Origin of the sequence: Pseudomonas linyingensis (genome assembly GCF_900109175.1) — a bacterium.
GTDB lineage: Bacteria > Pseudomonadota > Gammaproteobacteria > Pseudomonadales > Pseudomonadaceae > Geopseudomonas > Geopseudomonas linyingensis.
Genome location: NZ_FNZE01000023.1, coordinates 1 through 14,995, shown reverse-complemented (window position 1 = coordinate 14,995; position 14,995 = coordinate 1). Strand labels below are relative to the sequence as shown.

The 14,995-nt window shown below is 64.7% G+C and carries 19 protein-coding genes and 1 tRNA gene; 11 read left to right on the top strand and 9 right to left on the bottom strand.

What is annotated here, in order from left to right; genetic code table 11:
* Positions 1 to 8 precede the first annotated feature (8 nt).
* Positions 9 to 1,022, bottom strand: coding sequence for a patatin-like phospholipase family protein (locus BMZ19_RS20250; protein ID WP_090313395.1), 1,014 nt, complete (start codon positions 1,020 to 1,022; stop codon positions 9 to 11).
* A 125-nt stretch (positions 1,023 to 1,147) separates the two neighbouring features.
* Complete coding sequence (locus tag BMZ19_RS20245) at positions 1,148 to 1,492, bottom strand: zinc ribbon domain-containing protein YjdM (RefSeq protein WP_090313394.1); 345 nt, start codon at positions 1,490 to 1,492, stop codon at positions 1,148 to 1,150.
* A gap of 316 nt (positions 1,493 to 1,808) precedes the next feature.
* Between BMZ19_RS20245 and BMZ19_RS20240 the strand changes: the two genes are divergently transcribed.
* Together BMZ19_RS20240 and BMZ19_RS20235 are read left to right on the top strand one after the other, a co-directional pair.
* Positions 1,809 to 2,528, top strand: coding sequence for a DUF2076 domain-containing protein (locus tag BMZ19_RS20240; protein WP_090313393.1), 720 nt, complete (start codon positions 1,809 to 1,811; stop codon positions 2,526 to 2,528).
* Positions 2,529 to 2,723: 195 nt separating this feature from the next.
* Positions 2,724 to 3,044 (top strand): carboxymuconolactone decarboxylase family protein, encoded by a 321-nt coding sequence (locus tag BMZ19_RS20235; RefSeq protein WP_090313392.1) that lies wholly within the window; start codon positions 2,724 to 2,726, stop codon positions 3,042 to 3,044.
* Between the two features lie 135 nt (positions 3,045 to 3,179).
* Here the strand turns inward: BMZ19_RS20235 and BMZ19_RS20230 are convergent, their stop codons facing one another.
* Positions 3,180 to 3,878: a YebC/PmpR family DNA-binding transcriptional regulator gene (locus BMZ19_RS20230; protein WP_090313391.1), complete on the bottom strand. Its 699-nt coding sequence runs from the start codon at positions 3,876 to 3,878 to the stop codon at positions 3,180 to 3,182.
* A gap of 202 nt (positions 3,879 to 4,080) precedes the next feature.
* Here BMZ19_RS20230 and BMZ19_RS20225 point away from each other — a divergent pair, with 202 nt between their 5' ends.
* From BMZ19_RS20225 to BMZ19_RS20215, 3 genes are all read left to right on the top strand, one after another.
* Positions 4,081 to 4,509 carry a universal stress protein gene (locus BMZ19_RS20225; protein WP_090313390.1) on the top strand — a complete coding sequence of 143 codons (429 nt, stop codon included), beginning with the start codon at positions 4,081 to 4,083 and terminating at the stop codon, positions 4,507 to 4,509.
* Positions 4,510 to 4,664: 155 nt separating this feature from the next.
* Entirely contained in the window at positions 4,665 to 4,892 is a 228-nt protein-coding gene (locus BMZ19_RS20220) for a hypothetical protein (RefSeq protein WP_090313389.1), read from the top strand.
* Entirely contained in the window at positions 4,889 to 5,170 is a 282-nt protein-coding gene (locus tag BMZ19_RS20215; protein ID WP_090313388.1) for a cell division protein ZapA, read from the top strand. Before BMZ19_RS20220 ends, BMZ19_RS20215 begins: the two co-directional genes overlap by 4 nt.
* 95 nt (positions 5,171 to 5,265) lie before the next feature.
* Here the strand turns inward: BMZ19_RS20215 and BMZ19_RS20210 are convergent, their stop codons facing one another.
* A complete protein-coding gene (locus BMZ19_RS20210; RefSeq protein WP_090313387.1) occupies positions 5,266 to 5,550 on the bottom strand; it encodes a peptidylprolyl isomerase in 285 nt (94 codons plus the stop codon).
* 118 nt (positions 5,551 to 5,668) lie between these two features.
* On the bottom strand, positions 5,669 to 6,049 hold the full coding sequence (locus BMZ19_RS20205; protein ID WP_090313386.1) for a hypothetical protein: 381 nt from the start codon (positions 6,047 to 6,049) through the stop codon (positions 5,669 to 5,671).
* A gap of 203 nt (positions 6,050 to 6,252) precedes the next feature.
* Between BMZ19_RS20205 and BMZ19_RS20200 the strand changes: the two genes are divergently transcribed.
* The gene (locus BMZ19_RS20200) at positions 6,253 to 6,933 is read left to right on the top strand and encodes a VIT1/CCC1 transporter family protein (protein ID WP_170847818.1); all 681 of its coding nucleotides are present in this window, start codon (positions 6,253 to 6,255) and stop codon (positions 6,931 to 6,933) included.
* A gap of 193 nt (positions 6,934 to 7,126) precedes the next feature.
* A tRNA-Met gene (locus tag BMZ19_RS20195) sits at positions 7,127 to 7,203 on the top strand.
* 111 nt (positions 7,204 to 7,314) lie between these two features.
* Here the strand turns inward: BMZ19_RS20195 and BMZ19_RS20190 are convergent.
* Positions 7,315 to 9,309, bottom strand: coding sequence for a peptidase U32 family protein (locus BMZ19_RS20190; protein WP_090313384.1), 1,995 nt, complete (start codon positions 9,307 to 9,309; stop codon positions 7,315 to 7,317).
* A 137-nt stretch (positions 9,310 to 9,446) separates the two neighbouring features.
* Between BMZ19_RS20190 and BMZ19_RS20185 the strand changes: the two genes are divergently transcribed.
* Complete coding sequence (locus BMZ19_RS20185; RefSeq protein WP_090313383.1) at positions 9,447 to 10,298, top strand: CAP domain-containing protein; 852 nt, start codon at positions 9,447 to 9,449, stop codon at positions 10,296 to 10,298.
* A gap of 629 nt (positions 10,299 to 10,927) precedes the next feature.
* Here the strand turns inward: BMZ19_RS20185 and BMZ19_RS20180 are convergent.
* A complete protein-coding gene (locus BMZ19_RS20180) occupies positions 10,928 to 11,386 on the bottom strand; it encodes an EVE domain-containing protein (RefSeq protein WP_090313382.1) in 459 nt (152 codons plus the stop codon).
* A 353-nt stretch (positions 11,387 to 11,739) separates the two neighbouring features.
* On the opposite strand from BMZ19_RS20180, the gene BMZ19_RS20175 reads away from it, so the two are divergent.
* Positions 11,740 to 12,144: an endonuclease domain-containing protein gene (locus tag BMZ19_RS20175; RefSeq protein WP_090313381.1), complete on the top strand. Its 405-nt coding sequence runs from the start codon at positions 11,740 to 11,742 to the stop codon at positions 12,142 to 12,144.
* Between the two features lie 151 nt (positions 12,145 to 12,295).
* Here the strand turns inward: BMZ19_RS20175 and eco are convergent, their stop codons facing one another.
* Positions 12,296 to 12,772: a serine protease inhibitor ecotin gene (eco, locus tag BMZ19_RS20170; protein ID WP_090313380.1), complete on the bottom strand. Its 477-nt coding sequence runs from the start codon at positions 12,770 to 12,772 to the stop codon at positions 12,296 to 12,298.
* A gap of 229 nt (positions 12,773 to 13,001) precedes the next feature.
* On the opposite strand from eco, the gene BMZ19_RS20165 reads away from it, so the two are divergent.
* Together BMZ19_RS20165 and BMZ19_RS20160 are read left to right on the top strand one after the other, a co-directional pair.
* The gene (locus BMZ19_RS20165) at positions 13,002 to 13,250 is read left to right on the top strand and encodes an FmdB family zinc ribbon protein (RefSeq protein ID WP_090313379.1); all 249 of its coding nucleotides are present in this window, start codon (positions 13,002 to 13,004) and stop codon (positions 13,248 to 13,250) included.
* A 189-nt stretch (positions 13,251 to 13,439) separates the two neighbouring features.
* On the top strand, positions 13,440 to 14,183 hold the full coding sequence (locus BMZ19_RS20160; protein ID WP_170847817.1) for a class I SAM-dependent DNA methyltransferase: 744 nt from the start codon (positions 13,440 to 13,442) through the stop codon (positions 14,181 to 14,183).
* A 155-nt stretch (positions 14,184 to 14,338) separates the two neighbouring features.
* Here BMZ19_RS20160 and BMZ19_RS20155 read toward each other — a convergent pair whose 3' ends face one another.
* Entirely contained in the window at positions 14,339 to 14,872 is a 534-nt protein-coding gene (locus tag BMZ19_RS20155; RefSeq protein WP_090313377.1) for an REP-associated tyrosine transposase, read from the bottom strand.
* Between the last annotated feature and the right edge of the window lie 123 nt (positions 14,873 to 14,995).

The window sequence follows — 14,995 nt, the reverse complement described above, 5'->3', positions numbered from 1 at the left end:
GACGAAAATCAGAACAGCTCGCCGATATTCACCGTCGAGCGTCGGCCGATATCCTGATGGTGGGCGGCGAGCCAGTCATGGGTGCATGCCCGGCCCTGGTCGCGCAGCATCTCCAGGAAGGGCAGGCTGGTGGTCAGTTTGGATTCGGTCGCCAGTCGCTGGGTCAGTTCGCCCATGGCGATCAGGTGGAGATTCGCCCGCATCAGGCGTCGCTCCAGGCGGCCGAGCGGCAGCAGCGAGCGTTCGGCGAACTCGTGGGCGCGGGCGATGCTGCGCATCTCGCGCAGGAAGGTGGACTGGAACGCCAGATCCTGCGAGCGGCGGCGGATCTCCTCGGGGCTGTGCGGCGTGGTGCCCTGCACCGGCGGGCTGAGCAGCACCAGCAGGATGTCCGCGCTGCTGCAGTCGTAGAGCAGCGGGAAAACCGCCGGGTTGGCGGCAAAGGCCCCATCCCAGTAGGGCTCGCCGTCGATCTCGATGGCATGGTGCAGGGTGGGCAGGCAGGCCGAGGCCAGTACGCTCGCCACGCTCAGTTCGGCGGTGCGGAACAGACGGAGCTGGCCGCTGTTGGCATTGGTGGCGGCGATGAACAGCTGCAGCGGGCTGGCGCGCAGGCGCTCGAAATCGATCTGCGTGCTGACGATGTCGCGCAGCGGATTGATGTCGAGCGGATTGAACTGTTGCGGCGACAGTTGCTGGATCCAGTACAGCATCACTCTGGCGCTGGGCGACAGGCCGCCGCTCTCGACATCGGCGCCCGCGCTGATCAGCGGCGCGCTGTGCGCCACCGCCTCCCAGAAGCGCGCCAGAGCCTGGCGTGCACCTTCGCGGCCGCCCTGCAACAGGCCATGGGCGAGCACCACGGCATTCATCGCCCCGGCGCTGGTGCCGCTGATGCCCTCGAAGTCGACGCGGCCGTCCTCGAGCAGGGCATCCAGCACGCCCCAGGTAAAGGCACCATGCGCACCGCCGCCCTGCAGGGCGAGGTTGATGGGCCGGGACTTGCGCGCGCGAAAGAACATGGCGTGACCCTGCGGTTGGAGCGGGAGTGGAGTTTGCCGAGCAAAACCCATTCCAGTGTCATGCATATGTCAGTGGCGCCGGTTTTTGCATCGCGCTCCCGCCGCAGTGCCGGGAGCGCTCGGGCTCAGACCTTCTTGACGAACTCGGACTTCAGCTTCATCGCGCCGATGCCGTCGATCTTGCAGTCGATGTCATGGTCGCCGTCGCACAGGCGGATGCCCTTGACCTTGGTGCCGACCTTGACCACCAGCGACGAACCCTTGACCTTGAGGTCCTTGATCACGGAAACGGTGTCGCCATCCTGCAGGACGTTGCCGACCGAGTCGCGGATCACCTTGTCGCCTTCGGCCGGCGTTTCGGCGGAGGCGAGGGCGGACCACTCATGGGCGCACTCCGGGCAGATCAGCGATGGGCCGTCTTCGTAGGTGTATTCGGAACCGCATTTGGGGCAGGGCGGCAGAGTGCTCATGAATGATCCTCATGTTATGGCAGGAAGAAGGCCGCAGATTATATGAGGTTTTGTCGCGCTCGACTAACACCGTGTAGCAGAAAAAGCGCGCAATCCTGCCCTGGCGGCGGACGGCTCGGTAGTCTGGCAGGCGCTCTGGCGCATGACCTTTGGTCATGTGGCGATTGCGCATCAAGACCCGGACGCTGGGCCTGAGCAGGGCGGGCCGGTCGCCCGGCGCTGGAGGACAACTCTTGCAATAGCTGGATTTTGACATTGCCCAGGCGGGTTCCGAAGATGGGCGCTCCTTGCGGTAACCCACGGAATAGAGACAAGCATGCACGCTGAAGAGAAGAGTTTGATCGATGGCCTGTTTTCCCGCCTGCGCGCCGCCGAAAGCCAGGCCGCGCCGCGCGAAGCCGAGGCCGAAGCGCTGATCAACGAGCACCTCAGCCGCCAGCCGGCGGCGCCCTATTACATGGCCCAGGCCATCGTCGTGCAGGAAAATGCCATCCAGCAGCTGGATGATCGCGTCAAGGAGCTGGAGGCGCAGATCGAAACGCTCAAGCGCAGCCAGAGCAGTGCACCGCAACAGAGCAGCGGCGGCTTCCTGTCCGGGCTGTTCGGCGGTGGTCGCAGCCAGCCGCAGGCGCAGCAGCCCGCGAGTGCTCCGGTGGCCGCGCAGCCGGCAAAATCGGGCTGGCATGAGCCGGTCGCAGGCAATCGCAACAGTTTCGGTCAGCAGTCCGGCTTCGGTCAGCAAGCCGGTTTCGGCCAGCGCGGCGGCCAGCCTCAGCAGGGCGGCGGCTTCCTCTCCGGCGCGCTGCAGACCGCTGCCGGCGTGGCTGGCGGTATGGTGTTGGGCAACATGCTGATGGACATGTTCCAGGGCGATGAGGCCGAGAAGGTCGCCGAGCAGGCGCCCGCCGAGCCGGCAGAGCAGCCTGCAGCGATGGAAGAGCCGGTCGCACCGGAAGAGAACTATGCCGACAGCGGCTTCTTCGGTGGCGGTGATGAGGGCGGTTTCTTCGGCGGCGACGACGAAGACTTCGTCTGATCGTTGCCCCCGATGAGCGAATGACGGCTCCCGTGCCTGGCACGGGGGCCGTCCTGTCCGCTTTGCGACACTTCGATGTTTCGGCGGTTTCCGGGCACGGCGCTGTGCGTCGGCGGGCCGCTAATCGCTGGTCAGGTGGTGGCATTGGACAGACAATGAAGTCGTCCCTCTTATCGCGCAGGGGAGGAGTCGAACATGCACAGAAAGCGAGAGCTGGGCACCTATCGGCGCATCCAGCAGCAGTACCCTGACTACTTCGCCGCCGTGGAGGCGCTGGGCACCGCGGTGCATAACCTGGGGTCGCTGGACGAGCGGACCGTCCAACTGGTCCAGCTCGGCGCCGCGGCCGCCAGCCACTCCGAGGGGGCGGTGCACAGCCACACGCGACGGGCGCTTGAAGCCGGCGCCAGTGCGGAGCAGATCCAACATGCCTTGCTCGCCCTGACCAGCACCATCGGCTTTCCCGCCGTGGCGGCGGCCCTGAGCTGGGCGGACGATGTGCTCGAACAGGCCTAGGCGCGGCGGCCTGTCCGCGAGCCGGATGCGCGTGTGGTCATGCCGGTGATCGCGACAGGCAAGCCTGTCCAGCGGTCCGGGTCGACACCACGCCGGCGGCATTGCGCGGCGTGATGCCGACCTGCTGCAGCGAACTCAGCCGGCGAGGCCGACGTAGACGTTCTGCACGTCGTCGTGGCCGTCGAGGGCTTCGAGGAAGGCTTCGACTTCCTCGAGGTCGGTGCCGGACAGGCTGACCGGATTCTTGGCCTTGTAGCCGAGCTGGGCGGACTGTACGGTGAAGCCGAACTCCGGCAGCGCCTTGCATACGGCGTCCAGGTCGGTCGGATCGGTGTAGAACAGGGTGGCGCCTTCCTCGGCCGGCTCGAAGTCCTGGGCGCCGGCCTCGATGGCGGCCAGTTCCGGGTCGGCGTCGCCTTCCGGGGTCGCCTCGATCATGCCCAGGTGCTCGAAGTCCCAGCTCACCGAACCGGAGGTGCCCATCTGGCCCTTGCGGAACAGCACGCGGATTTCCGCCACGGTGCGGTTCACGTTGTCGGTCAGGCACTCGACGATCACCGGCACCTGGTGCGGGGCGAAGCCCTCATACAGGGTGCGCTCGTAGTGGACCACCTCACCGGACAGCCCTGCGCCCTTCTTGATCGCGCGCTCCAGGGTCTCCTTGGGCATCGATGCCTTTTTGGCCTGATGCACCGCCAGGCGCAGCTTGGGGTTCATGTCCGGGTCGGCGCCGTTGCGCGCGGCAATCATGATTTCCTTCACCAGCTTGCCGAAGATCTTGCCCCTGGCGTTGGCGGCGGCTTCTTTAGGTTTGGCTTTCCACTGGGCGCCCATGTCGGTTCTCCGCTGTGACGGTTGAGTCCCGGGCCGGCCCGGGAACGGGAGGGCGATTCTAGCGGCTCGCGGGTGTGGTCGGACAAGCAAAATTTTTGCGCCGGGGCGGTGGTGGCGCAGGGTGAATGCCTGAAATGGCTGGCAGCTGCGCCCAGACTGGTTAAAGTTAATGACTCACCCTTTGCGCGGTTAAGGAGTCGTCATGCACACGGTATTGGTTCCCTTCGACGGTTCGGCAAGTGCCAAACGTGCCATTCAGTATCTGATCGACTTTTCCAAGGACTTTACGCAGCTCAAGGTGCATGTGCTGAATGTGCAGACCGAGCCGGTCATCTATGGCGAATACGTCACCCCGGATTTGCTCGATCAGTTGCATGCCGGTGCGCTGCAACACGCCGCCGAGGTCAATGCCGAGGCGGCGGCCATGCTCGGTGCCGCCAATATCGCCCATGAAACCCATGTGGCGACCGGCATTGTGGCGGCAGAGATCGGTCGTGCGGTCACGGACTACGGTTGCAGCGCCGTGGTCATGGGGACGCGCGGCATGGGCAGCCTCAAGAACCTGGTGCTGGGCTCGGTGGCCACCCAGGTCGTGCATGAGGTGGCGGTGCCAGTGACGCTGGTCAAGTAGTCACGCCAGTCCTGGTGGCTTCCGCGCGGCCGCGTGGGGGCCATCGCGGGCTGTTCTGCGAGTGGAGTCCGTTGCAACAGTGTGGAGGCGCGGTTGTAGGGGCGGCTGCTTTTCTTTATCCTTCAGTCATCTTTCACGAACTTCGGACAATTTCCATGCTTGAAACAACCCTCGCGCAACTGGAAGGCCTGGTAGCCGAGCTGCTGAAACAGAACCAGACCCTGACCGCCAACTGCGCACAACTCGAGCAGCAGCTGCGTCAGGCCCGGGAAGAGAACGACAGCCTGCAGATGGCCGCTCTCGAGCAGGAAGAACAGCAAAGCGCCACCCTGGCCCGCCTGCAGGCACTGGTGCAGCGTGCCGGTGTCAGTAGCGCCGCATGAAGGAGACTGGCGTCCGTGTCCTGAAGATTCTCGGGCGCGACTACTCGGTCCGGGCATCCGCCAGCGAAGAAGCGGTCCTGCAGCAGGCTGCGGCCTTGCTGCAGGAGCGCGTCAACGAGAACCAGCTGCGCTTTCCGGCTGCGGGTAGTCAGGAGTTGCTGGTGCTGACGGCGCTGAACCTGTGTGTTCCGCTGTTGGAGCAGGGTGAGCAACTGCGTGCCGTGCAGGAGCGCCTTGCCGCCAGCGTGGCGCTGATCACTCGGCAGTTGCAGGACTAGCCGGCCCAGCCTGGCCTTGCGGGTCAAACAAAAAGAGGGGCTGCCATATGGCAGCCCCTCTTTTTTGTGCAGGCGGCGCCGTGGGGCGCGCACTGTCAGTCCTGGCGGCTGGTGACTTCCAGCAGGTGGTAGCCGAACTGGGTCTTCACCGGGCCTTGCACGACATTGATCGGCGCGCTGAACACCACGGTGTCGAACTCCTTGACCATCTGGCCCGGGCCGAACGAGCCGAGGTCGCCACCCTGGCGGCTGGACGGGCAGGTCGAGTTTTCCTTGGCAACCTGGGCGAAGTCGGCACCGGCTTCGATGGCGGCTTTCAGCTCCAGGCACTTGGCTTCGCTGGCAACCAGGATGTGACGGGCAGTGGCTTTTTTGGCCATGGGGATACTCCTCTCAAAGAAGCTGTTGAGCCTACCGGAATCATCGGGCTATTCAAGCGCCAGACGTTGTCGGCGCTTCGCGCTGCCGCACGCGAGCGAGCGCGGCAAGGCGGCAGGATCAGCCGATGTTGAAGGTGCGCTTGAAGACGGTCTTGAGGCGCTGGCCGAGGCCTTCGTGCTGAGGGCATACGCCCTTGCCGAGCTTGGCGCCGACGGAGTTCTGGAATGCCAGGACCTGCTCGGTTTCGACCGGCAGCCCGCACTTCGGGCAGGCTGGGGCGCAACGGTCGCACAGCGGAAACGACCCGCGCAGGGCGTCGACCGTCATGGACAGGACCAGGAAGCCTTGGGCTGCGACGTCGTCCTTGGGATAGTCGCGTTCGAGAACATGAAAGGCGAGGGGGCGGTCAGTGGCGCCGCACATGGCGCAGGCGCAGCCATCGCTCACTTGGTGCTTGAGTGCGTTCTTGGGGTCGTGAGCGATTTCTTCGGAGGGCATGGCATCTTTTCTGGGTTGAATTATTAATATTTTAGTCTAGTGGCTGTTTTTATGCACTCTATGCCCGTAGCAGCACGCTCAGGGCGGTCGCCGGCGCGACGGGGCTCGGCCGCCAGGAAATTTGCCGTGAGTCGCTGGCGGCAGGTGGTTTCCTTCGCATACTGCTGATGAAGGTCACCGAAATCCGGCAGGGCAGGGCGGCTATGACGAGCAACGAGCAGGGCAGTAGTGAATCGCCGGAGCAGGAGGTGCTCGATCCGGTGTCGCGCATGTCGGAAATTCTGTTCGGCCTGCTCATGGTGCTGACCTTCACCGGTACCTTCAGCGTGGCCAGTGCCGGCGAAGGCACGGTGCGCGAGCTGCTGATCGCCAGCGTGGGCTGCAACCTGGCCTGGGGCCTGGTGGACGGTTGCATGCTGCTGCTCAACCGTCTTGTCGAGCTAGGTCATAACTGGCAGCTGTGGCAACACCTGCAGAAAGCGCCGCTTGGCTCCGCCCAGGCCACCGGGCTGCTCGCCGAGGCCATGCCGTATCTGGTCACCAGGGTTATGAAAGCCGAAGAGGTGCAGGCCTTGCACCAGCGTCTGCTGGAGCATCCCGCGCCGTGGACGCGCATGCTGGTCGGCTGGCACGACCTGCGTGCGGCCGTGGCGGTTTTCCTGCTGGTGTTTCTCTCCACCCTGCCGGTGGTGTTGCCGTTCGTGCTGCTCAGCGAGCCCCTGCATGCCCTGCGCGCCTCCAACGCGATTGCCCTGAGCATGCTGTTCATCATCGGCCTGGGCTACGGCCGCTTTGCCGGCGCCCGCCGTCCCTGGATCACCGCGCTGGTGTTTACCGTGCTGGGGGTTGCCCTGGTATCCGCCACCATCGCCCTGGGTGGCTGAGACCTGGCCTCGATTATGCGGGTTACTCCTTGAACCCTCTGCGTGGGTACGGGAGCGTGGGAGCGATCAATGGATGGCCTCAACGGGGCGAAGGAAGTATCGGGTGGTACGCGCCATGTATTCATTAATAAAATAATTTTATTAATTTAAACAAATTGATTGACTGGAATGTTTTTTCTAGTAAGATTGTCGGCGCGGGATGGAGCAGTCTGGTAGCTCGTCGGGCTCATAACCCGAAGGTCGTAGGTTCAAATCCTGCTCCCGCAACCAGTTTTCGAAAAAGGCCACTCAAACGAGTGGCCTTTTTTTGTGCGCGCGATTCACTCAACTCGCGGTGGATTGCGCAGCCCTCCCTCGGCAAGGAAGGGCTGCGCGGCGGCCTCAGTGCTTGTGTCTGATGGTCTTGAGCAGGTCTTCGGGGCTGATGTGACCGACGATGCTCTCGGCGCTGCCGGGCTGCGGCAGGTTGAGGATGTGGCCCTTCATCTTGCCGATGATGTGCATCTCGCACGGCTTGCAGTCGAAGGTCAGGGTCAGCACCTCGTCCTGATGTACCAGCTGCATCGGCGCGACCTTGGTTCGCACGCCGGTGACGCCCTTGGCCTGCTTGGGGCACAGGTTGAAGGAGAAGCGCAGGCAGTGCTTGGTGATCATCACCGGCACTTCGCCGCTTTCCTCGTGGGCCTCGTAGGCCGCGTCGATCAGCTGCACGCCGAAGCGGTGATAGAAGGCGCGGGCCTTCTCGTTGTATACGTTGGCCAGGAAGGTCAGGTGCGACTCGGGATACACCGGTGGCGGCACGCTGACCGGCTTGCGAGCGCTACGCGGGTGGGCGGCGATGCGCGCGGCGGTCAGCGCCTCGATGGCTTCGCGACGCAGGGCCTTGAGCTGCGAGTTGGGCACGAACAGCGCCTGCGGCGCGTCGATCTGCACGTCTTGCGCATGGTAGATGGTGGTGCCCAGCTTGCTCAGGGTGTCGCGCAGTTGCTCATGTGCCTGTTCCGGGTTCTTCGCCGGCCCGAACGGCCCGGCCAGGCTGGCCGAGGCGCTGATGCCTTCCTCGCTGGTCACGCTGAGGACGAGCTGTTCCTCGCTCAGTCGGGCCTGCCAGCTGACCGCCACGCGGCGCTCGGCGGACGTCTTCAGCAGCGCCTGCTGCCAGTTGTGGTCGAGGTTGCGGTTGAGCACGTGCTGCGGACGCAGCTGCTTGAGTTCCGCCGGCATCTCGTTGGGGACGATGCGGTACTGCCAGCGGGGCTGGCCGTCTTCCTCGAACTGGCCGAGCGCTTCGACCGTGTTGGCGCGGAAACCCACCACTTCGCGCTTGACCAGCACGTTCAGGCCATCGCCGTTGCTCAGCGGTTCGCTGGTGTTGGCGGTGAAGTCGTGTTTGCCGACCTTGACGATCTCGCCCACCGGCAGGCCGATGAACTTCGGCGACTCGAAGGCGCCGATATCGATCTTGCGCTCGCTGACGAAGTAATCCGTGCTGCCGCGGTGGAAGGTCTTTTCCGTGTTGGGCACGAAGAAGTGCTCGGTGAAGCCGCTGGAGGCGCGGGCCAACTCCGGGCGCTCGGTGAGGATCCGATCCAGCTCCTGGCGGTAGTGAGCGGTGATGTTCTTCACGTAGCTCACGTCCTTGTAGCGGCCTTCGATCTTGAACGAGCGCGCGCCGGCATCCACCAGTGCGCGCAGGTTGTCGGTCTGGTTGTTGTCCTTCATCGACAGCAGGTGCTTGTCGTAGGCGACCACGCGGCCCTGATCGTCCTTCAGGGTGTACGGCAGGCGGCAGGCCTGCGAGCAGTCGCCACGGTTGGCGCTGCGCCCGGTCTGCGCATGAGAGATGTTGCACTGCCCGGAAAACGCCACGCACAGCGCGCCATGGATGAAGAACTCGATGGCCGCGTCGACCTGCTCGCTGATCGCGCGGATCTCCTGCAGGTTGAGCTCGCGCGCCAGCACCAGCTGGGAGAAGCCCGCGTCGGAGAGAAACTTGGCCTTTTCCAGGGTGCGGATGTCGGTCTGCGTACTGGCATGCAGCTCGATCGGCGGAATGTCCATCTCGAGGATGCCCATGTCCTGCACGATCAGCGCATCGACGCCGGCGTCGTGGAGCTGCCAGATCAGCTGCCGGGCCGGCTCCAGCTCGTCGTCATGCAGGATAGTGTTGATGGTGACGAACACCTTGGCGTGGAACAGGTGGGCAAACTCCACCAGGCCGGCAATCTCCGCCACGCTGTTGCCGGCATTGTGCCGCGCACCGAAGCTGGGGCCGCCGATATACACGGCATCGGCGCCATGCAGGATGGCCTCCTTGGCGATGGACACATCCCGCGCGGGGCTCAGCAGTTCCAGGTGGTGCTTGGGTAATGACATGGGCGGACTCGCGACCGGTACGAAACGAACCGTGCATTTTAGCGGCCCGCGACGGTTTTGGAGCATCCGCGTGCCTGGGCGTGAACAAAAGGCCCGCAATCGCCCATCATGTAAGCAGTCAGATCAAGGAGGTTTCCATGCGCATTGCTTCATCCGTTGTGCGGCTTGCCGCGTTGTCGCTGGGTTGGCTATTTGTCGCGACTGCCGAGGCGAGCGAGGAGGCGCAGTTGCTGGAGTCGATCAACGGCTACCGCAGTCAGGTGCAGCGCTGTGCCGGCCAGGCGTCCGCGGAGCTGCCGCCGCTGGCGGCCGATCCGCGGCTGATCCTGCCGGCCGGCGTTAGCGGAGACTTGCAGCAGGCGCTGACCGGCACGACCTACCAGATGGTCTCTGCCCAGGCGATCAGCCTGTCCGGGCCGCGCGACGCGCCGGCGGCCATGACCGCATTGCAGGCGAACTACTGCCAGGTACTGCTGGATCCGCAGTTCGTCGATATCGGTGTCAGCCGCGCGGGGCGCGACTGGCGCATCGTGCTGGCGCGGCCGCTGCTGACCGGGCGCATGGGCGACTGGCAGGCGGAAGGGCAGAAGCTGCTCGAGGGGATCAATGCCGCCCGCGCGCAGGCGCGCCAGTGCGGCGGCCAGTCCTTCGCCGCGGCGTCGCCGCTGGCCTGGAACTCCGCGCTGGGAGCAGCGGCGGAAACCCACAGCCGGGCCATGGCTAACGGCAACTTCTTCGACCACAAGGACCGCGACGGCCGCACTCCGGGCGACCGGGCGGAACTGGCCGGCTACAGCGGCGGGCGGATCGGCGAGAACATCGCCGCCGGGCAGGACAATCCGACCCGGGTGGTCGAAGGCTGGCTGGCCAGCCCCGGTCACTGCGCCAACCTAATGAACCCGCAGTTCCGCGAGCTGGGCGCGGCCTACGCGACCGATCCGAAGAGCGATGCGGGGATCTACTGGACGGCGCTGTTCGGGGCGCCCTGAAACCGGCTCGTGGCAACCCCCGCCCTCGTGGCGGGCCGGGGCGACTAGGCGGTGCGAGGTGTTACCGCCCCGCTCCGGCGTAACGCCATCTGGGGTCACGGGTAACGGATGCCCAGGTTTTTGGGCCGTCCTCGCTACCGACTAAACAGCTAAGTTGTTGATTATAAATGGTTTTAAAAAGTTGGCACGGCGTCTGCATTATCTATTGCACAACAAAAACAAGAACGCTGAACCAACACAACAAAAACAAGACGTAACGACTCCAACACAACAAAAACAACAGGGTGGGGGCGTAGCAAACAGATTCTTTTGGAGAGGAGTTGCCCGATGGGGTTCTCCCTCGACCGGACCGAGAACAACAAAACTGCCCTGAGGCAGCTCCAGCACCGGTTGAACCCGCGAGGGTAGTGGCAATATCAGCATCCAAAGGAATACGTTTGTTGTTGAGGTCCCGTCTTGGGACTACTACCGGACCCTGGTCCGGGCGGGCTGCCAAAAACAACAACAAGCCCGTCAGAACAACAAAAACAAAGCATGACCTATTCGAAGGGGGAGCCAATGGCTCCCCCTTGTGCTTTCTGGCTTTCCGATCATGCCCGCGTTCCTGCCGGGATGCGGGGCCATCCCGCCTACTGCCGCTCGCCCAGAATGATCCGCCATTCCTCCTCGCCGACCGGCATCACCGACAGCCGACTGCCGCGCTGCACCAGGGGCAGGTTTTCCAGGCCGGGCAGCGTCTTGAGCCGGTCCAGGGAAATCAGCCGCGCCAGCTTGCGCTCGAACAGCATGTCCACCGCCTGCCAGCGCGGATTGTCTGGGGGGCTCTTGGCGTCGAAGTAGGGCGATTCCTGATCGAACTGGGTCGGGTCGGTATAGGCGGTGCGCGCCACGCGCACCACGCCGGCGATGCCGATGTCCTTGCAGCTCGCATGGTAGACCAGCACCTCGTCGCCCTCGGCCATGGCCTTGAGGAAGTTGCGCGCCTGGTAGTTGCGCACCCCGTCCCAGCGGATCGGCGTTTGCGGGGCCCTGGCGAAGTCGTCGATGCCGCATTCGGAGGGTTCGGTTTTCACCAGCCATTTGGCCATGGGGGCGGTCCTGTGCGGAGGGAGGCGGGCAATCATAATGCAGCCGGGCGGATATGCGCCTCGCCGGGCTGGACAAGCAGGCCCATCCCCCCTACAAAGACGGCCTCGCGCAGGCCGGCTGCCGGCTCATGCGCCTTGTTTTCAGCGAGAGGCAGGTGGACTTGTGAGAAAGAAGAAACCCGTGGACCCCGTTCGGCAGGCGAACAAGAATCGTGGCTACCGGATCGGCTGGCTTATCGCCCTGGCGGGCATCGTCTGTGGCTTCGTGCTGGTGGCGCTGAAGCAGGCGTGACGGCGCTGGCTGCCATGACAAGGCGCTAAGCACCTCAGGCATGTACGCAAGGAGGCGTCCCATGCTGCCCTACAATCGTCGTCTCAAACCGCTTTCGCGCCAGTTGCGCAACGACATGACCGACGCCGAGCAGCGCCTGTGGGCCTGCCTGCGGCGCAAGCAGCTGGGCGGCCTGCAGTTCTACCGCCAGAAACCGCTGGCCGGCTACATCGTCGATTTCTACTGCGCTGCCGCCCGGCTGGTCATCGAGCTGGACGGCTCCCAGCACCATGCGTCGGAAGCCATCGAATACGACCGCCAGCGCACCCGGGAACTGGAGGCGCTGGGGCTGCGGGTGATCCGCTTCGACAACCGGCAGGTGCTGCGGGAGCTGGCGGGGGTGTTGGAGGTGATTGGGGATGCGGTGGGAGTCTCAATCCCCCCCGGCCCCCCTTTTGCAAAGGGGGGGGGGCGGTGCGGTTCCTGAATCCAGGTGTAGACACCACACTACCAAGCACCACAGAACCATCCCCCCCTTTGCAAAAGGGGGGTTAGGGGGGATTCGCTTTTTGCCAGCAGACCACCACACCCGTCGCCCAACCTCCCCGTGAAGAACCAGGCCGGCCTGCAACAGGCACTTACTGCTGCGGGGCGGGGTTGCTGTCTTGCGCGGCCGACCAGATGCGGTAGCGCACCTCCACGTCGGCGGGAGCGTAGATCACCAGCGGCAGCTTGCTGTTGTAGCGCACCAGCATGGGCTCGCCGCCCACCGGCACGAAGGCCTGCTTGCGGCTGCCGTCGGGGCAGGCCATCAGCGTGCTGACCGCCGGGCCGACCTTCTCCAGTTCGTAGTAGCCGTAGCCCCAGCCTTCCACGGTCTTCTCCTGCCACTGGCCGCCCAGACGCTGGCGGTTGCAGTCCACCTCCAGGGTCTTGCCGGCGATCAGCTCCACCTTGTGGTCGGCCTCGTTCGGCTGCGCCGGCAGGTCGATCACATGGCGCTGGTAGCCCTCGGCGGCGGCAGGGAAGGGCTTGAGTGCCTCGGGCGTGGCGGCGCAGGCGGCCAGCGGTAGAGCGGCGGCGAGGGCAAACAGGGCGGGGAGACGAACAGTCATGGGCCATTTCCTTGTGCAAGGGGCTGCGGGTGAGCGGGGGAGTCCGCGTCACGGTAACAGACTGACCGGCCCGGCGTGCCGGGGTTCCATGGCGAAGCCGCGCGCGAACTGCGCCACCGCCCAGCATCCCGCCGAGCCAGCCGCGCCCTGAACCTGATGCTCCCCCCTTTTCGTCGCCGCAGAAAGCCGTAGAGTATCGACACCCGCAACCACCGCGAGAGGAACCGCCATGCCGACCTACGACTACCGCTGCGAAGCCAACGGCCAGGTGTACGAAGTCCACCACCCGATGGCCCTGAGTCCGAAGACCTGGGGCGAACTGCGCGCCGCCTGCACCCTGGCCGAAGATCCGGCGATCCCCGACGACGCCCCGGTGACCAAGCTGCTCGGCACCTCCGCCGTGGTCAACAGCCGCGCCTTGAAGAACCCCGAAGCTCCGGCCTGCGCCCGCGGCGGCTGCGCCGGCAACTGCGTCTGAACAGGTCGCCGTCGCTCGTCAGGCCTATCCCGTAAGGGTGGAAGATTCGCGCAGCGATCTTCCACCGAGGGTCTTCAGGGCTCCGCCTGCCTCGCCGCTCTCTGGCCGTCGGGCGTGCTTTCAATGCCCCCATGCCCGGGTTGGGCTATGATGCGCGCCCCCGCGCGCAGCTTGGAACATCAGACCCTCATGCCCGGCAACACCCTCTACAACGACTTGTCCGGCTATTACGACCTGATGTGCGCCGACATCGACTACCCGGCGCAAAGCCACTGCGCCCACCGGCTGCAGCAGTTGTTCGGCAATGGCGGGCGCCGGCATCTCGATCTGGCCTGTGGAACCGGGCCGCATGTCCGCCACTTCATCGACGCCGGCTATGCGAGCAGCGGTCTCGACATCAACCAGCCGATGCTCGACCGCGCCGCCCTGCGCTGCCCGGAGGCGCACTTCTCCCGCCAGGACATGTGCGCCTTCACGGCGGACGAGCCGCAGGATCTGATCACCTGCTTCCTCTACTCGATCCATTACAGCGGCGGACTCGATCGGCTGCAGGCCTGCATCGCCACCGCGCACCGCGCACTGGCCAGCGATGGGCTGTTCTGCTTCAACGCGGTCGACAAGCGCCGGATCGACAACGCCTCCTGGGTGACCCACAGCGCACGGCACGCGGACGGCCTGTTCAGCTTCAGCTCCGGCTGGAACTACTCCGGCGAGGGCGAGCGGCAGTCGCTCAGGCTGCGTATCGAACGCAGCGTGGCGGGCGAAACCCAGGTGTGGCACGACGAACACCCGATGGTCGCGGTGAACTTCGACGAGTTGCAGGCGCTGCTGCAACCGTACTTCGAGGTGCATGTGCTCGAGCACGATTACGAGAAGCTCATTCCCTGGAACGGAACCTCCGGGAATGCGCTGTTTGCCTGCGTGAAGCGCTGAGGCGAGCGCTTCCAGCCGCCGCCCGCAGCGTCACCCGGCGTAGGGTGGAAAACTCGCGCAGCGATTTTCCACCACGACCACGCCGACTCCCGCCTTACTCTCGATCGTTCCCACGCTCCTGCGTGGGAACGCCGCCCTCGACGCTCCGCGTCGACTCAGATCCAGCGGTCGATGCCGATCAGTCCAGGCTGTCCCTGATAGTCCCGAGCACTGGAGTAGCGCCAGTGCTCGGGCAGATCCACATAGCCGCGTCGCAGCGGATTCTGGTGGATGTAGTCCAGTTTCTGGCGCATGACCTCGGCGCTGTAGACCAGCTCGGCATGGCTGCCTTCCTGCCATAGCTGGTATTCCCGGTCCTGTTTGTGCGCACGCTTGCTGAAACTCAGCCGCTGCAAGGCCGACTGTGCGCCGCGCTGTTCCAGATCGTCGAGTATCCGGCGAGCGGTGTAGGACTTGAAGCTGCTGACGCATCGGGCCAGATCGGGCGCCTGGGCAAGGTAGTGCAGGTGATTTTCCATCACCACATAGCCGTACAGCCTGAGCCCCTGATGTGCCTGCTGATAGCGCCAGCAATCGAGCAGGATGTCGACCAGTGCCGGGCGGCTGAATAGTGGTAGCCACTCCATCACCGTACAGGTGAGGAAGTGCGGTTGCGCGGGATCGGTAATGACGTAGCGGCTGCGGCCCATGGGATTCGTCCGTGAATCGGTTGCTGGGTTGATCTTGCCCAGTTCCAGTGGACACCCCGTTAAGCGATAAACTGCAACGAGGTGAACCATGGCAAGACAAGCAACCCCGATGAAGCAAACCCG

What these genes read in the sequence shown, in the direction of transcription:
- BMZ19_RS20215 (WP_090313388.1), top strand. Translation starts at nt 4,889, where the DNA reads ATGAAGGAGACTGGCGTCCGTGTCCTGAAGATTCTCGGGCGCGACTAC.
- BMZ19_RS20155 (WP_090313377.1), bottom strand. Translation starts at nt 14,872, where the DNA reads ATGGGCCGCAGCCGCTACGTCATTACCGATCCCGCGCAACCGCACTTC.
- BMZ19_RS20190 (WP_090313384.1), bottom strand. Translation starts at nt 9,309, where the DNA reads ATGTCATTACCCAAGCACCACCTGGAACTGCTGAGCCCCGCGCGGGAT.
- BMZ19_RS20160 (WP_170847817.1), top strand. Translation starts at nt 13,440, where the DNA reads ATGCCCGGCAACACCCTCTACAACGACTTGTCCGGCTATTACGACCTG.
- BMZ19_RS20175 (WP_090313381.1), top strand. Translation starts at nt 11,740, where the DNA reads ATGCTGCCCTACAATCGTCGTCTCAAACCGCTTTCGCGCCAGTTGCGC.
- BMZ19_RS20210 (WP_090313387.1), bottom strand. Translation starts at nt 5,550, where the DNA reads ATGGCCAAAAAAGCCACTGCCCGTCACATCCTGGTTGCCAGCGAAGCC.
- BMZ19_RS20230 (WP_090313391.1), bottom strand. Translation starts at nt 3,878, where the DNA reads ATGGGCGCCCAGTGGAAAGCCAAACCTAAAGAAGCCGCCGCCAACGCC.
- BMZ19_RS20235 (WP_090313392.1), top strand. Translation starts at nt 2,724, where the DNA reads ATGCACAGAAAGCGAGAGCTGGGCACCTATCGGCGCATCCAGCAGCAG.
- BMZ19_RS20250 (WP_090313395.1), bottom strand. Translation starts at nt 1,022, where the DNA reads ATGTTCTTTCGCGCGCGCAAGTCCCGGCCCATCAACCTCGCCCTGCAG.
- BMZ19_RS20220 (WP_090313389.1), top strand. Translation starts at nt 4,665, where the DNA reads ATGCTTGAAACAACCCTCGCGCAACTGGAAGGCCTGGTAGCCGAGCTG.
- BMZ19_RS20165 (WP_090313379.1), top strand. Translation starts at nt 13,002, where the DNA reads ATGCCGACCTACGACTACCGCTGCGAAGCCAACGGCCAGGTGTACGAA.
- BMZ19_RS20205 (WP_090313386.1), bottom strand. Translation starts at nt 6,049, where the DNA reads ATGCCCTCCGAAGAAATCGCTCACGACCCCAAGAACGCACTCAAGCAC.
- BMZ19_RS20185 (WP_090313383.1), top strand. Translation starts at nt 9,447, where the DNA reads ATGCGCATTGCTTCATCCGTTGTGCGGCTTGCCGCGTTGTCGCTGGGT.
- BMZ19_RS20200 (WP_170847818.1), top strand. Translation starts at nt 6,253, where the DNA reads ATGACGAGCAACGAGCAGGGCAGTAGTGAATCGCCGGAGCAGGAGGTG.
- BMZ19_RS20225 (WP_090313390.1), top strand. Translation starts at nt 4,081, where the DNA reads ATGCACACGGTATTGGTTCCCTTCGACGGTTCGGCAAGTGCCAAACGT.
- BMZ19_RS20245 (WP_090313394.1), bottom strand. Translation starts at nt 1,492, where the DNA reads ATGAGCACTCTGCCGCCCTGCCCCAAATGCGGTTCCGAATACACCTAC.
- BMZ19_RS20240 (WP_090313393.1), top strand. Translation starts at nt 1,809, where the DNA reads ATGCACGCTGAAGAGAAGAGTTTGATCGATGGCCTGTTTTCCCGCCTG.
- eco (WP_090313380.1), bottom strand. Translation starts at nt 12,772, where the DNA reads ATGACTGTTCGTCTCCCCGCCCTGTTTGCCCTCGCCGCCGCTCTACCG.
- BMZ19_RS20180 (WP_090313382.1), bottom strand. Translation starts at nt 11,386, where the DNA reads ATGGCCAAATGGCTGGTGAAAACCGAACCCTCCGAATGCGGCATCGAC.